The following is a 12,443-nucleotide window of genomic DNA, read 5'->3' as shown; positions in this document are numbered from 1 at the left end:
AGCGATGAACCAGCACATCACGGCAGCCCCGGAGCACGTTCCGGCGGACCTCGTGGTTTCGTTCGATCAGTTGAACGGGCCAGAGATATTGGCTTTCCCGCCCACCGCCGCAAAGCGCGTCGCGAATGGCCGCCCGATCTTCTATTCGAACTACTATGGCGGCTACTGGGTGGTTGCGAACTACGAATATGCGCGGGAAGTATACCAGAACGCGGAGCTGTTTCAGCAATGGCCGAACGGCGTTCCGTTCAACCCCTTCAGCAAACTGTTCAAGCCGCTTTACCTGAACCCGCCGGAGCATGGAAAATGGCGCAAGGTGCTGACGCCGCTGTTCTCGCCGCGCGCCCTGCAAAAACAGGAAGACTTCATCCGCGGCATCGCCCGGGAACAGGTCGCCCTGCTTGCCCCGCGCGGCAAGGCCGAGCTGGTGCAGGATTATGCCGAAATCATTCCTTCGCGGATGTTCGGCTTCTTCCTCGGCCTGCCCATGGAGCGGTTTGAGGAATTCGCCCAGATGGGCTTTGACCTGATCTTCGGCCCCGCGCAGGCAATCAAGAACGGCGCGACGGCGGAACAGGCCAAGGCCGTCCGGGCCAAAGCCAATGCCGAGATCGACGAGTTCATTGCTCGGCTCATTCCCGAGCGCCGCAAGAATCCGGGCGACGATCTCGTTTCGATCCTGCTGGCCGGTGAGGTCGACGGCCAGCCGCTGAGCGAAGAGGACGTCATCAACATGACGACCCTGCTGTTCTTTGCGGGCACCGATACCACCCGCGCCGTGCTGACCTTTGCCTTCATGCATCTGGCCAACCATCACGAGTTGCGCGACCGGCTGGTTAACGATCCCGCTATCGTGAAGAACGCCTCGGAAGAACTGATCCGCCTGCACGGTTTCCACCTTTCCGCCCGGCAGCTGACCGAAGACGTCGAATTCCATGGCGTCCAGATGAAGAAGGGCGAGTTGGTGCTGCTTTCGACCGGCGCCGCCGGACGGGACGAGAACAAGTTCCCCGATGCGGAAACCGCCGATTTCGACCGCCGCAACGCCCACAGCCACCTGACCTTCGGCGCGGGCATCCACCGCTGCATCGGCTCGCATTCCGGCACCCTGCAACTGCGCATCGCGCTGGAAGAATTCCACAAGGTGATCAAGGACTATCACAACGACCCGGACGGGCAGCCGACCCGCTTCGTTGGCGGTCAGGGCAAGGTGATCCCGGAAAACCTGGACTTGGCCTGGACGCCGGTGCGCTGACCTGCCGATTGCCCTTCCCCTGGTGGTGTCCCGCCGGCTCTGGGAAGGGTCTGCCCCGGTCCGCGCATCCTGCCTGGACCGGCATCGGCCGCCAGGCCCGCGCCCTGCCGTTCCTCCCCGGCCGGGCGCGGGCTGGCTAGTTATCGTGCTGCGGATCAGGAGGCCGCCGCAGGCCGGCGTCCCGCCGCCGCACCGGCCCCTGGAACGAAACTGTCGCGGCGCATCCGCACGCGCGACAGGACCACGCGCGACAGACGTTGTCGCGGCCTGCACACTCCCGTTAGTCGACCTGTGCCTCAGCACTGAAAAGGAAGAAGCATGACCACCTGGATGGATAGGGAAAACCTGGACGTGAAGCCCACGATCCACATACCGGGCTACAAGTTCCGCACCATCATCCCTTATGGCGACGTTCTATACGACCCGCACCTGTGCAACTGGGTGGCGCCGGACGGCAGCGTCCCGATCTGCGATGTCGGCGGCCAGCCGCGCAACAGCGTCTTCGACCCGCATCACGGCCATGGCGCCATCTGGTGGCTGCGGCCCGACGACAGCCTGGAGCCCGCGGTTCCGTGGGGCCATGTTCACCTGGGGATGCCGATGTTCCCCCGCCGCGCCCCCGTGTCGTTCGGTCACTGGGCCGGGCACTTCCTGATCCTGGCCCAGCTGCATCCGGGCCGGCCCGGCGCGCATTGGGACCACGTGATCCATAAATGGGACGGCCGGAGCGATCAGTTCGAGATCTTTGCCATTCTGCCGCGCAACAATTCCGCCCAGGGCGAAGGCATCCCCTCGGCCCTGATCCCCGGCGAGTTCGGCCCCGAAGGCACGGAATACGAAGGTTCGTATTTCTGCACGGCGTTGCGCAACAACACGATCTATCGGATCCATGGCAACGGCCGCGCCGATTCGCACGTGATCCTGGACGGCGCCGACAACCCCTCGCTGCTGCCGCGCGCCTTCTGCTTTGGCAGCGACGACATCTTCCCGGACTATCCCGAGGTGCGGGGCAAGATGATCGTGGGCGGCGTGCCGAACACGAACTTCACTGCGACGGGCGACGACAACAAGGGGCGCGTGGTCGGGCAAGAGGTCGCCTTCCACGTGATCGAGAACGGGCGTTGCGCCGCCGAGCCCTTTCATGTCGGCAACCGGATGCTGGCCTTCCCGACCCGCGGCTCTGCCGATTTCGGCCCGCTGTCGAACGCGCTGCTCTATACCGACCACGGGTCGATCATGCAGTCGCAGTCGATCCGGGATTTCGTCGCTTATCCGCATGACGCCCAGATCCTGTATCGCAGCGAGGATGGCAGCCTGCAGCCCTTCATCACCGGGCTTCGCGGCGGGCGGAACGATTTCCAGTTCGCCGGCAACCGCCTGCTCATCACGAACTGGGGCAAGAGCTACTCGACCGGCGAGTTCCACGAAGCGGACGGCGCGATCTGGGAGGTGACCTACGATCCGGCCGCGGCCTGATCCTGGCAGCCACGGTTCCCCGCGGAACCGTGGCCGCAAGCAACATTTGCGCCGGCGCCCGGTCCAACCAGGCAGGGCGCCGGCCATTTCAAGCCGGCGGGGCCCGTTCAGATCGAAGCCGCTGCTGGCGGTTCGGCCCGTGAGTGGCGCGGAACGGAACGTGCTCCGGGCCGCCCAGCCGTCATTCCTGCCGGCCGGCAGCCAGAATGAACCGAGGAAAGGGTGGCAGACGCGGGGTTTCTGGCCTCGCAGCGCCGAAGAGCCCCCGCACCTGAAGCAAGGGCTCGATCCGATATGCGTCAGTCGCCTTCCGGAATGACCAGGCTCAACCCTTCCAGCTCGCTCGACATCGTGATCTGGCAGGACAGGCGCGAATTCTCGCGGCGGTGCAGACTCCCGTCCAGAAGATCGTTCTCGTCCTCCGTGATCGGCGGCATCTTGTCCATATAGGCCGGATCGCAATAGACGTGGCAGGTCGCGCAAGAGCAGCATCCACCGCAGGTGGCAAGAATGTCCTCGAAATCATTGTCCCGCAGCGTCTGCATCAGCGAGATGCCGTCCTCGGCGTCGATCTCGCGCGTTTCGCCCTGGCGGTCGGTTACAGTTATGCGGGTCATGGCTCCTCCTCGTCAGCTTCCAAAACATTTACTTCAATTGGCAGGCAATGCAATGCCCCCAATTCCGGCCGATCTTTCGCGACCGCGGCGCCCGCCCCCTCCTCCGACAAGGAAGCCGCCGTGAAATACGCGGTTCTCCGGCCGCACGCCCGGCATTCATGCACGATCCGCCCAAGCAGGGGCAGCGGAGCTTGATTCTATTAAGGTATCTCTATTGTGTTCCTGGGCGTAAGGCAATAAAGTCGGCGCCAAATTCGAGGAGTTGGGAAAATGACGATTCTTTCTGGTCGTGTCATCATGGTGACCGGCGGCGGCCGCGGGATCGGCCGCGAGTGCGCGCTGATCGCTGCGCAACTGGGCGCGAAGGTTCTCGTGAACGATCTTGGCGGTTCGATCTCGGGCGACGGGGCCGAGAAGTCGAACCCCGCGCAGCTTGTGGTCGATGAGATCGTGGCGGCGGGCGGCACCGCGGTCGCCAACAACGAAAGCGTCACGGAAATCGCCGCCGTGCGCCGCATGGTCGAACAGGCCAGGGACGAACTGGGCGGACTGCACGCGGTGGTCAACCCCGCCGGCATCCTGCGCGACAAGATCTTTCACAAGATGGACGAAGCGGACTGGGACAGCGTGATCCACGTTCACATGCGCGGTTCGTTCAACGTCGCCCGCTGCACCATCGAGCATTTCCGCGAGCAGCGCGACGGGAACTATGTCTATTTCAGCTCCACCTCGGGGCTGATCGGCAATGCCGGCCAAGCCAATTACGGCGCCGCCAAGATGGGCATCGCCGGCCTGTCGCGCATCCTGGCGATGGAGGGGCAGTCGCGCGGCATCCGCTCGAACGTCATCGCACCCTTCGCCTGGACCCGGATGCTGGACGGCGTGAAGCCTGCCGACGACGAAATGGCGGCGCGGCTGGAGCGGATGAAGAACACCATGCGTTCGGACCAGGTGGCGCGGTTCGCCCTGGCCCTCTGCGCGCCGGGCGCCGAGGCCAGCGGCCAGATTTTCGGCGTGCGCGGCGACGAGATCATGCTGTTCAGCCAGCCGCGCCCGATTCGCTCGGTTTCGCGCGTCGGCGGCTGGGAGGTCAAGGACATCCTCGATCACGGCCTGGGCGCGCTGGCGCCGTCCTATGTCGATCTGGGGGCCCCGTCTGCGGTCTTCCCATACGACCCGATCGGCTGAACACCACATTTACAGATTGGGTGCCGCAGCGATTCACACGCGTAAGTTTGTCGAAGCGGACTGCTCAAGCAAATCTGCATCTTGAACTTCACCTCACAGATTGCAGCATTTTTCTGGAGGAATCATGTCCGAGGACGAAATCGTCATCCTGTCCGGCGCGCGCACGGCCATCGGCACCTTCGGCGGCAGCCTGGCGGGCGTGCCTCCGATCCAGCTGGCCGCGACCGTGACCCGCGCCGCGATCGAGCGCGCCGGCATCGGCGCCGATCGCATCGGCACCGTGGTCTTCGGCCATGTGCTGAACACCGAGCCGCGCGACATGTATCTGTCGCGCGTGGCGATGCTGGAAGCCGGGGTGCCCGACACCACGCCGGCGATGAACGTGAACCGGCTCTGCGGCTCGGGCGCGCAGGCCATCGTCTCGGCCGCGCAGTCGCTCATGCTGGGCGATGCGGATTTCGCCGTGGCGGGCGGCGCGGAAGCGATGAGCCGCGCCCCCTATGCCGTGCCCGCCGCGCGGTTCGGCGCCAAGATGGGCGACGTGCAGATGCTCGACATGATGGTCGGGGCGCTGACCTGCCCGATGGGCACCGGCCATATGGGCGTGACGGCCGAGAACGTGGCGCGCGAACATGACATCTCGCGCCGGGCGCAGGACGAATTCGCGCTGGAAAGCCAGAAGCGCGCCGCCGCCGCCATCGCCGAGGGCCGCTTCAAGGAGCAGATCGTCCCCATCGAGATCAAGACCCGCAAGGGCGTCGTGGCCTTCGACACCGACGAGCATCCGAAAGCCACCGATCTCGAGAAACTGGCCGGGCTGAAGGCGGTGTTCCAGAAGGACGGCACGGTGACGGCCGGCAATGCCTCGGGCATCAACGACGGCGCGGCGGCGCTGGTGCTGGCCCGGGCCGATGCGGCCAGGGCGGCCGGTGCGACGCCGCTGTTTCGCGTGCTGGGCTATGCGGTCGCGGGCGTGCGCCCCGAGGTCATGGGCATCGGCCCGGTGCCCGCGGTCCAGGCGTTGCTGCAACGCACCGGCTTGAAGGCCGGCGATTTCGACGTGATCGAATCGAACGAGGCTTTCGCGGCGCAGGCGCTGGCAGTGAACAAGGGCCTGGGCTTCGACCCCGCCCGGGTGAACCCGAACGGCGGCGCCATCGCGCTCGGCCATCCCGTCGGTGCCACCGGCGCCATCGTCACCGTCAAGGCGATGTATGAACTGCTGCGAACCGGCGGTCGCAAGGCGCTGATCACCATGTGCATCGGCGGCGGCCAGGGCATTGCGCTGGCGATCGAGCGGATCTGACATGCCGCGGGAGTATTTGGAAAACGGTGAAAGGACAGGGGAAGGCGCCCCGTTTCACCGTTTGACAAATGCTCCGTGACGCATACCGCATGCCTTTGAGAGATATCGCACAAAAGCTACCCAGAGCATCTTTCGCTTGCTCCAATAGAGATAACTCTTTATGACTCCTTTTGAGAAACAGGTCGGGCGATTACCCCTGCCCAATGTTCCCTGAAAGGGCCGATTGTAGGAGACTGCACAACATGAAGCTGAGCTACTCTGCCGAGTACGAAGCGTTTCGCGACGAAGTCAGGCGCTTTCTTGCGGAAGAATGGTCGCGAGAGAAAGCAACGCAACGCGAATCCGGCGCCGAGTTCGTCCGCTCCTTCCGTGCCAAGGCCACCGGAAAGGGATACCTCTACCGCGGAATCCCGTGTCGTTTCGGCGGCAGCGAACAGCCCGCCGATGTCATCAAGGCGCAGATCATCTCCGAGGCCTTCGCCGAGGCCGGCGCGGCGGGCGAAGTGCCCGGCATCGGCATGATGATGCTCGTCCCCACCCTGCTGGAGGTTGGAAGCGAGGAGCAAAAGGAGATGTTCGTCGCCAAGACCGTGGCGGGAGACTACAAATGGGCGCAAGGCTATTCCGAGCCTGGCTCGGGCTCGGACCTTGCGTCGCTGCGTTCGACGGCCGTGGTCGATGGCGATGAATGGGTCATCAACGGCCACAAGATCTGGACGACGCGCGCGCAGGACGCGAACTACATGTTCGCCCTGCTGCGCACGGAACCGGATGCGCCGAAACATGCCGGCCTGTCCTACATCCTGCTGGACTTCAAGCAGCCGGGCGTGACCGTGCGGCCGATCAGGCAGATCAACGGTGACCAGGAATTCTGCGAGGTGTTTCTGGACAATGTGCGCACGCCGCTGTCCTGGACCGTCGGCAAGCGCGGCGAAGGCTGGGCGGTGTCCAAGGTCAATCTGAAGCATGAACGCAATGCCGTGGGGTCCTCGGGCCGCTCGGGCCCGGTGTTCCGCAGCCTGATCCGCCTTGCCAAGGAGGTCGAGATCGACGGCCAGCCCGCGATCAAGCATCCCGCCATCCGCGGCAAGCTGGTCGAGGTCGAGGGCTATCTGAAATCGCAGCTCTATTCCGGCTACTATCAGCTGACCCTGAACGCGCGGGGCGAGACGGCGCCGCTGCTGGGCATGACCAACAAGCTGACCACCACCAATGCCCTGCAAGCCATGGCGGACATCGCCACCGAGATCCTGGATGCCGCAGGCCTGCGCGCGCCCGGCCGGCAGGCGGGCAAGCGGCCCGGAATCGAGCGCTGGAACAACCAGATCCTGGGCTCTCTGGGCCTGTCGATCGCGGGCGGCACCTCGAACATTCAGCGGAACATCATCTCGGAGCGCGGGCTGGGCCTGCCCCGCCAGGAAGCGCAGGACTAAGCCATGCATTTCGATCTGACCGACGAACAGAAGTCGATTCGTGAAACCATCGGCCGACTCCTGACAGACCGCCTGGACATGACCAGGGCGCTGGCGCTCAGCAATGCCGGCGGGCTCGATCCTGAACTGTGGCGCGAGGCCGCGGACCTTGGCGTCACCTCGGTTCTGGTGGGTGAGGATGACGGCGGGCTGGGCATGGACCTGCTGACCCTTGCCGTGATCGGCGAGGAGCTGGGCCGCGCCGCCGCCGGTCTGCCCGTGGCCGAAACCGCCCTTGCCGCCTGGGCCGTCGCCCGGTTCGGCAGCGAGGCGCAAAAGGCGCAATGGCTGGAACGGCTGGCGACCGGGGCTGCGGTCGGCGCGCTGGCCCTTGCGCAAGAGGGTGTCCGGCCCGATCCGCGGAACTGGAGCCTGACAGAAGGGTCCGCGACCGGGGCCTTCTATCCTGTGGCCTGGGCCGGGCAAGCGGACGTGCTGATCATCGGGCTGGCGGATGGTCGGCTGGGCCTGATCGCCGCCGATGCGCCGGGCGTCACCATCACCGAGGCCGATCCGCTGGACCGGACCCGGCCGCACGCGACCGTGCAGCTGGACGGCGCCGCGGTCGAGGCGCTGCCGGGTTCGGCCGAGGCCGGGGCGCTGCTGTTCGACGCGGTGCTGGTGATCCTGGCCGCCGACGCCTATGGCGCCGCCAAGCGCAGCATCGAGATCGCCACCGACTATGCCAAGGAACGCAAGCAGTTCGACCGGCTGATCGGCTCGTTCCAGGCGGTGAAGCACCAGCTGGCCAATCTGGTGGTCGAGATCGAGCCGTCGCGCGCCTTGGTCTGGTATGCCGCCCACGCCTGGGACGCGATTCCCGAGGACCGCAGCCGCGCCGCAGCGCTGGCGAAGTCGCATCTGGGCAGCGTTGCGGTCCGCACCACCCGGCTGACCGTCGAGCTGCATGGCGGCATCGGCTACACCTGGGACTATCCGCTGCATCTGTGGCTCAAGCGGACCATGTTCGACAAAAGCTATCTGGGGCTGCCCAGCCATCACGCCCAACGCGCCGCCGATCTGGCGGGTTGGTGAACCGGGCGGCAGGGTTCTGCGCCCTGCCCCGTCGGAACCGCAATCGCGCGGGGGGTTCTGCGGAAGCCCCCGTGTTTTTTCTGGTGCCCCGCCTTTGCGGGACCGCATGACGCCAAGGAGGGTGAAAGGGACATGCCCGCAGCTTTGCTGTTCGATTTCGATGAAAAGACCGGCATCGCCCGGCTGCTGTTCAACCGCCCCGAGGTGCTGAACGCCATCGACCTGGACATGGCCCGCGCCATCCGGGATGCCGTCTCGGCGCTGGCCGCGTTGACCGGGTTGCGTTGCATCGTGCTGGCGGGGAATGGCCGCGCCTTCATGGCCGGCGGCGATGTCGCCGGCTTTTCCGGGGCCACCGAGGATGTGCGCGCCTGCCTGAACGATCTGCTGGACGCCCTGATCCCGGCCATTACCGGAATGCGGGCGCTGAATGTGCCCATTGTCGCCGGCGTGCGCGGAGTCGCCGCCGGGGCCGGGCTGAGCCTCGCGCTTTCCGCCGATCTGGTTCTGGCCGAGGAAGGCGCACGCTTCCTGATGGCCTATGACCGGATCGGCGCCGTGGCGGATTGCGGCGGCAGCTGGTTCCTGCCGCTGAAGGTCGGGACCGGCCGCGCGGCCGAGCTGATGCTTCTGTCCCGCACCCTGACCGCGGCCGAGGCCGGGCAATGGGGCATCGTGAACAGGGTGGTCGCGGATGATGCGTTCGATGCCGCGCTGGACGACCTGGTCCGCACGGTGGCGGCCGGTCCGACGCGCAGCTTTGCCGCCCACCGCCGGCTTGTCGAAAGCCTGGCTGGCCACGGCCTGGCCGAGCATATGGAACGCGAACGGGCCGCTTTCCTGGCGTTGATGGGAACCGATGATTTCCGCGAGGGGGTTTCCGCCTTCCTTGGCAAGCGCAAGGCCGATTTCCGGGGTCGCTGACTCGCGCCGTCCGGATGGGGCGCCGGATCGGTGCCCCACCCTTGCCGGTTTCAGGCCGCGCGGGCCTCTGCGCCCTTTTCCGCTTCCATCAGGTCGCAAAGCCGCCACGCGACAGCAGCCACCGGGCCGGTGGTGTTGGCGGCCACGATGGCCGGGAAGGACGACGCATCCACGACACGCAGCCCCTCGACGCCCTTGACACGCATATGGCCGTCAAGCGGCGCCTCGGCGTCTGCGCCCATACGGACCGTGCCGCAGGTATGGTACCCCCAGGCGCCGTTCTTCCGGACATAGGCCAGGATGTCCTCGTCCGACGCGACCGATGGCCCGGGCATGGTTTCCTTCACCACATAGTTCGACAGCGGCGGGGTTGCGAACAGCTTGCGCACATAGCGCACCATCGAGACGACGATGGCCTGGTCGTGTTCGGTCGTCACCGCGTTCAGGACAAGCTCGGGCATCACATGCGGATCGGCCGAGCGCAGCCGCACCGTGCCGGTGCTGGTCGGGCGTCCCGGATAGATCAGGCAATAGGCACCCGGCTCGGCCTCGAAGGCAACCTTGCCCTTGTCGAAGACGCGCGAATAGGACGAGATGAACAGCTGGCTGTCGGCGGTCACGGATTGCGGATGTGTCTTGGCAAAGCCCACCAGCTCATGCGGCCCACAGGCCATCAGCCCGCGCTTGAACAGGAAATAGTTCAGCGCATGCCACCACAGCTTCGGCGGCTCGAACTCGCGGTTCAGCCCCTTGGTGTTGCGGATGCGGAACTGCAGCTGCGCGCCGTAATGCTCCTGCAGATTCTCGCCCACGCCGGGACTGTCGTGCAGAACCTCGATGCCGTGGTCCTTCAGATGCGCCGCCGGGCCGATGCCGCTGAGCATCAGGATTTTCGGGCTCTCGAACGCACCGGCGCAAAGCACGACCTCGCGGTTGGCGCGATAGACGACGCGGCCGCCGGGGCCGTCGCATTCCACGCCCACGGCCCGCCGGCCCTCGAAGATCACCCGTCGGGCGACGGTCGAGGTCACGACCGAGACGTTGGGCCGTTGCATCGCCGGACGCAGGAAGGCGTCGGCGGCGCTGAACCGCTTGCCGTCCTTGATCATCTGGCAGGCCCAGCCGATGCCGACCTGGTCCTCGCGGTTCATGTCGTCCCGCGCCGGCATGTCCAGCGCCGGCCCGGCCTTCAGCACCGCGTCGCCGAATTCGGTGCGCAGCGGAGTCACGCCCACATGCAAGGGACCGCCCGAGCCGCGCAGCTCGTCCCGACCCAGCTCGTGGTCCTCGATCTCCTGGAAGGCCTTCTTCATCGCCTGCCAGTTCCAGCCCTTGGCCCCCAGCCGTTCCCAGTTGTCGTAATCGTCGGGATTGCCGCGGGTATAGACCATCCCGTTGATCGAGGTCGATCCGCCCAGGGTGCGGCCGCGCGCCCAGTAGTGCTCGCGACCGGCATCATCCTTTTCGCTCTTGTAGATGTTCGAGAATTTCCCGCCGCCCAGCAGCTTGGCAATGCCCTTCGGCATGGTGATCAGCCAGTTCTTGTCGGGAACCCCCGCCTCGATCACCAGCACCGTCGCCTTGCCGTCACGGGACAGCCGGTCGGCCATGACCGAGCCGCCCGGACCCGAACCGACGATGACATAATCATGCGCTTCGGCCATCAGAGCATCTCCTCGGTAACGCCTTCCAGGGTCTTGACCTCGGTAAAGAGCGTCAGGCCCTCGCGGCTGTTCTCGCGGCCGATGCCCGAAGCCTTGAAGCCGCCAAAGGGCAGCATCGGGTCGATGTAGAAGGTGTTGTAGCCGATGGTGCCGGTCCTGATCCGGCGCGCGGCGGCGATGCCGCGGACGGGGTCCTCGCTGAACACGGCGCCGCCCAGACCATAATCCGAATCATTGGCGATGGCGATCGCGGTCTCGTCGTCGCCGTCATAGGGGATGACGACGCCGACCGGGCCGAAGATTTCCTCGGCGGCGATCTTCATGTGGTTGTCCACATCGGCGAACAGCGTCGGCTCGACGAACCAGCCGCGGTTCAGCCCCGCCGGCCTGCCGCCGCCCTGGATCAGGCGCGCGCCCTGGCTGCGGCCGGCCTCGATATAGCTTTCGACGCGGGCACGCTGACGCTCGGCCACCATCGGTCCGACATCGGTCACGGGATCCGAGGGATCGCCGGTGACGAGCTTGGCCATCTCGGCCTGGATCGCATCGACGAATTCCTGCTGGCGCGCGCGCGGCACCACCACGCGGGTCAGCGCGGCGCAGGCCTGGCCGCTGTTGAACGCCAGGCCCTGATGCACGACACGCGGCGCCAGCTTGGCCGGATCCGCATCGCTCAGCGCCACCGCCGCCGACTTGCCGCCCAGTTCCAGCGAGACGCGGCGCAGGTCATGGCCGCAGATCTCGCCGATGCGGCGACCCGCGGCGGTCGAGCCGGTGAAGGCGACCTTGTCCACGCCGCGGTGGCGGACCAGATGCTCGCCCACCTCGCGCCCGCCGGGAACCAGGTTGAACACGCCCGGCGGCATCCCCGCGGCCTCGCAGGCGGCCGCCAGCACATAGGCGTCAAGCGGCGCCTCCGGCGAGGGTTTCGAGACCATTGTGCAGCCGGCCACCAGCGCGGGCGCGAATTTCATCAGCAGCAGGTGCAGTGGCCCGTTCCAGGGCGTGATCGACGCGACCACGCCGACGGGTTCCCGAAGCACCAGCGCCGGGCCAAGCAGCCCCTGCCGGGTTTCGACGAAGGGGAATTCCCGCGACAGCTCGACGTATTTGCGAATCATCAGCGCCGGCATCGGCGCGGCCGGGGCCATGCGCTTGATCGGCCCCCCCATTTCCAGCGAGATGAGCTTGACCGTCATCTCGCCATGTTCCTGCATGTAGTCGGCGACCTTGAGCAGGATCGCCCCGCGCTCCTCGACCGTCATCCGGGGCCAGGGGCCCTGGTCGAAGGCGGCACGCGCCGCGGCCACCGCATCGTCGATGTCCGCGGTGGTGCCGGCGGGAACCTTGCCGCAGACCTCTTCGGTGACGGGCGAGATGATCTCGATGATGTCCGCGCCCTTGGGCTTCACCCACTGGCCGTTGATGTAAAACTTGTCCTGCACTGTCGGCAGCATGCTGTCCCTCCCTTGGCCTTCCAAAAGCGGGCGACGATAGCGCCCGCAC

At 66.2% G+C, this 12,443-nt stretch carries 10 protein-coding genes; 7 read left to right on the top strand and 3 right to left on the bottom strand.

All coding sequences use genetic code 11. The features are described 5' to 3' along the window. Window positions 1-4 precede the first annotated feature (4 nt). Together PARJ55_RS22030 and PARJ55_RS0113065 are read left to right on the top strand one after the other, a co-directional pair. Window positions 5-1,255 (top strand): cytochrome P450, encoded by a 1,251-nt coding sequence (locus PARJ55_RS22030; protein WP_051419508.1) that lies wholly within the window; start codon window positions 5-7, stop codon window positions 1,253-1,255. A 318-nt stretch (window positions 1,256-1,573) separates the two neighbouring features. After that, complete coding sequence (locus tag PARJ55_RS0113065; RefSeq protein WP_051416263.1) at window positions 1,574-2,731, top strand: hypothetical protein; 1,158 nt, start codon at window positions 1,574-1,576, stop codon at window positions 2,729-2,731. A 299-nt stretch (window positions 2,732-3,030) separates the two neighbouring features. Here the strand turns inward: PARJ55_RS0113065 and PARJ55_RS0113060 are convergent, their stop codons facing one another. Next, on the bottom strand, window positions 3,031-3,348 hold the full coding sequence (locus tag PARJ55_RS0113060) for a 2Fe-2S iron-sulfur cluster-binding protein (RefSeq protein WP_028710054.1): 318 nt from the start codon (window positions 3,346-3,348) through the stop codon (window positions 3,031-3,033). 270 nt (window positions 3,349-3,618) lie between these two features. Between PARJ55_RS0113060 and PARJ55_RS0113055 the strand changes: the two genes are divergently transcribed. From PARJ55_RS0113055 to PARJ55_RS0113035, 5 genes are all read left to right on the top strand, one after another. Continuing rightward, window positions 3,619-4,536, top strand: a complete 918-nt coding sequence (locus PARJ55_RS0113055) for an SDR family NAD(P)-dependent oxidoreductase (RefSeq protein ID WP_028713456.1) — start codon at window positions 3,619-3,621, stop codon at window positions 4,534-4,536. 124 nt (window positions 4,537-4,660) lie between these two features. Continuing rightward, the gene (locus tag PARJ55_RS0113050; RefSeq protein WP_028713455.1) at window positions 4,661-5,842 is read left to right on the top strand and encodes an acetyl-CoA C-acyltransferase family protein; all 1,182 of its coding nucleotides are present in this window, start codon (window positions 4,661-4,663) and stop codon (window positions 5,840-5,842) included. Window positions 5,843-6,084: 242 nt separating this feature from the next. Then, a complete protein-coding gene (locus tag PARJ55_RS0113045; RefSeq protein ID WP_028710051.1) occupies window positions 6,085-7,275 on the top strand; it encodes an acyl-CoA dehydrogenase family protein in 1,191 nt (396 codons plus the stop codon). 3 nt (window positions 7,276-7,278) lie between these two features. Next, window positions 7,279-8,349, top strand: a complete 1,071-nt coding sequence (locus PARJ55_RS22020; protein ID WP_051416262.1) for an acyl-CoA dehydrogenase family protein — start codon at window positions 7,279-7,281, stop codon at window positions 8,347-8,349. Between the two features lie 132 nt (window positions 8,350-8,481). After that, window positions 8,482-9,273: an enoyl-CoA hydratase/isomerase family protein gene (locus tag PARJ55_RS0113035; protein WP_028713454.1), complete on the top strand. Its 792-nt coding sequence runs from the start codon at window positions 8,482-8,484 to the stop codon at window positions 9,271-9,273. Window positions 9,274-9,323: 50 nt separating this feature from the next. On the opposite strand, the gene PARJ55_RS0113030 is transcribed toward PARJ55_RS0113035, so the two are convergent. Next, window positions 9,324-10,937 carry a GMC family oxidoreductase gene (locus PARJ55_RS0113030; protein ID WP_028713453.1) on the bottom strand — a complete coding sequence of 538 codons (1,614 nt, stop codon included), beginning with the start codon at window positions 10,935-10,937 and terminating at the stop codon, window positions 9,324-9,326. Further along, window positions 10,937-12,394 (bottom strand): aldehyde dehydrogenase, encoded by a 1,458-nt coding sequence (locus PARJ55_RS0113025; RefSeq protein WP_028713452.1) that lies wholly within the window; start codon window positions 12,392-12,394, stop codon window positions 10,937-10,939. The genes PARJ55_RS0113030 and PARJ55_RS0113025 overlap by 1 nt, the downstream gene beginning before the upstream one ends. Window positions 12,395-12,443 lie beyond the last annotated feature (49 nt).

The sequence above is a fragment of the Paracoccus sp. J55 genome, from assembly GCF_000513975.1.
Classification (GTDB): domain Bacteria; phylum Pseudomonadota; class Alphaproteobacteria; order Rhodobacterales; family Rhodobacteraceae; genus Paracoccus.
Note: the sequence above shows the minus strand (reverse complement) of the source record. Positions and strands in the feature narration are given on the sequence as shown.

What these genes read in the sequence shown, in the direction of transcription:
- PARJ55_RS0113065 (WP_051416263.1), top strand. Translation starts at nt 1,574, where the DNA reads ATGACCACCTGGATGGATAGGGAAAACCTGGACGTGAAGCCCACGATC.
- PARJ55_RS0113035 (WP_028713454.1), top strand. Translation starts at nt 8,482, where the DNA reads ATGCCCGCAGCTTTGCTGTTCGATTTCGATGAAAAGACCGGCATCGCC.
- PARJ55_RS0113025 (WP_028713452.1), bottom strand. Translation starts at nt 12,394, where the DNA reads ATGCTGCCGACAGTGCAGGACAAGTTTTACATCAACGGCCAGTGGGTG.
- PARJ55_RS22030 (WP_051419508.1), top strand. Translation starts at nt 5, where the DNA reads ATGAACCAGCACATCACGGCAGCCCCGGAGCACGTTCCGGCGGACCTC.
- PARJ55_RS0113055 (WP_028713456.1), top strand. Translation starts at nt 3,619, where the DNA reads ATGACGATTCTTTCTGGTCGTGTCATCATGGTGACCGGCGGCGGCCGC.
- PARJ55_RS0113050 (WP_028713455.1), top strand. Translation starts at nt 4,661, where the DNA reads ATGTCCGAGGACGAAATCGTCATCCTGTCCGGCGCGCGCACGGCCATC.
- PARJ55_RS22020 (WP_051416262.1), top strand. Translation starts at nt 7,279, where the DNA reads ATGCATTTCGATCTGACCGACGAACAGAAGTCGATTCGTGAAACCATC.
- PARJ55_RS0113030 (WP_028713453.1), bottom strand. Translation starts at nt 10,937, where the DNA reads ATGGCCGAAGCGCATGATTATGTCATCGTCGGTTCGGGTCCGGGCGGC.
- PARJ55_RS0113060 (WP_028710054.1), bottom strand. Translation starts at nt 3,348, where the DNA reads ATGACCCGCATAACTGTAACCGACCGCCAGGGCGAAACGCGCGAGATC.
- PARJ55_RS0113045 (WP_028710051.1), top strand. Translation starts at nt 6,085, where the DNA reads ATGAAGCTGAGCTACTCTGCCGAGTACGAAGCGTTTCGCGACGAAGTC.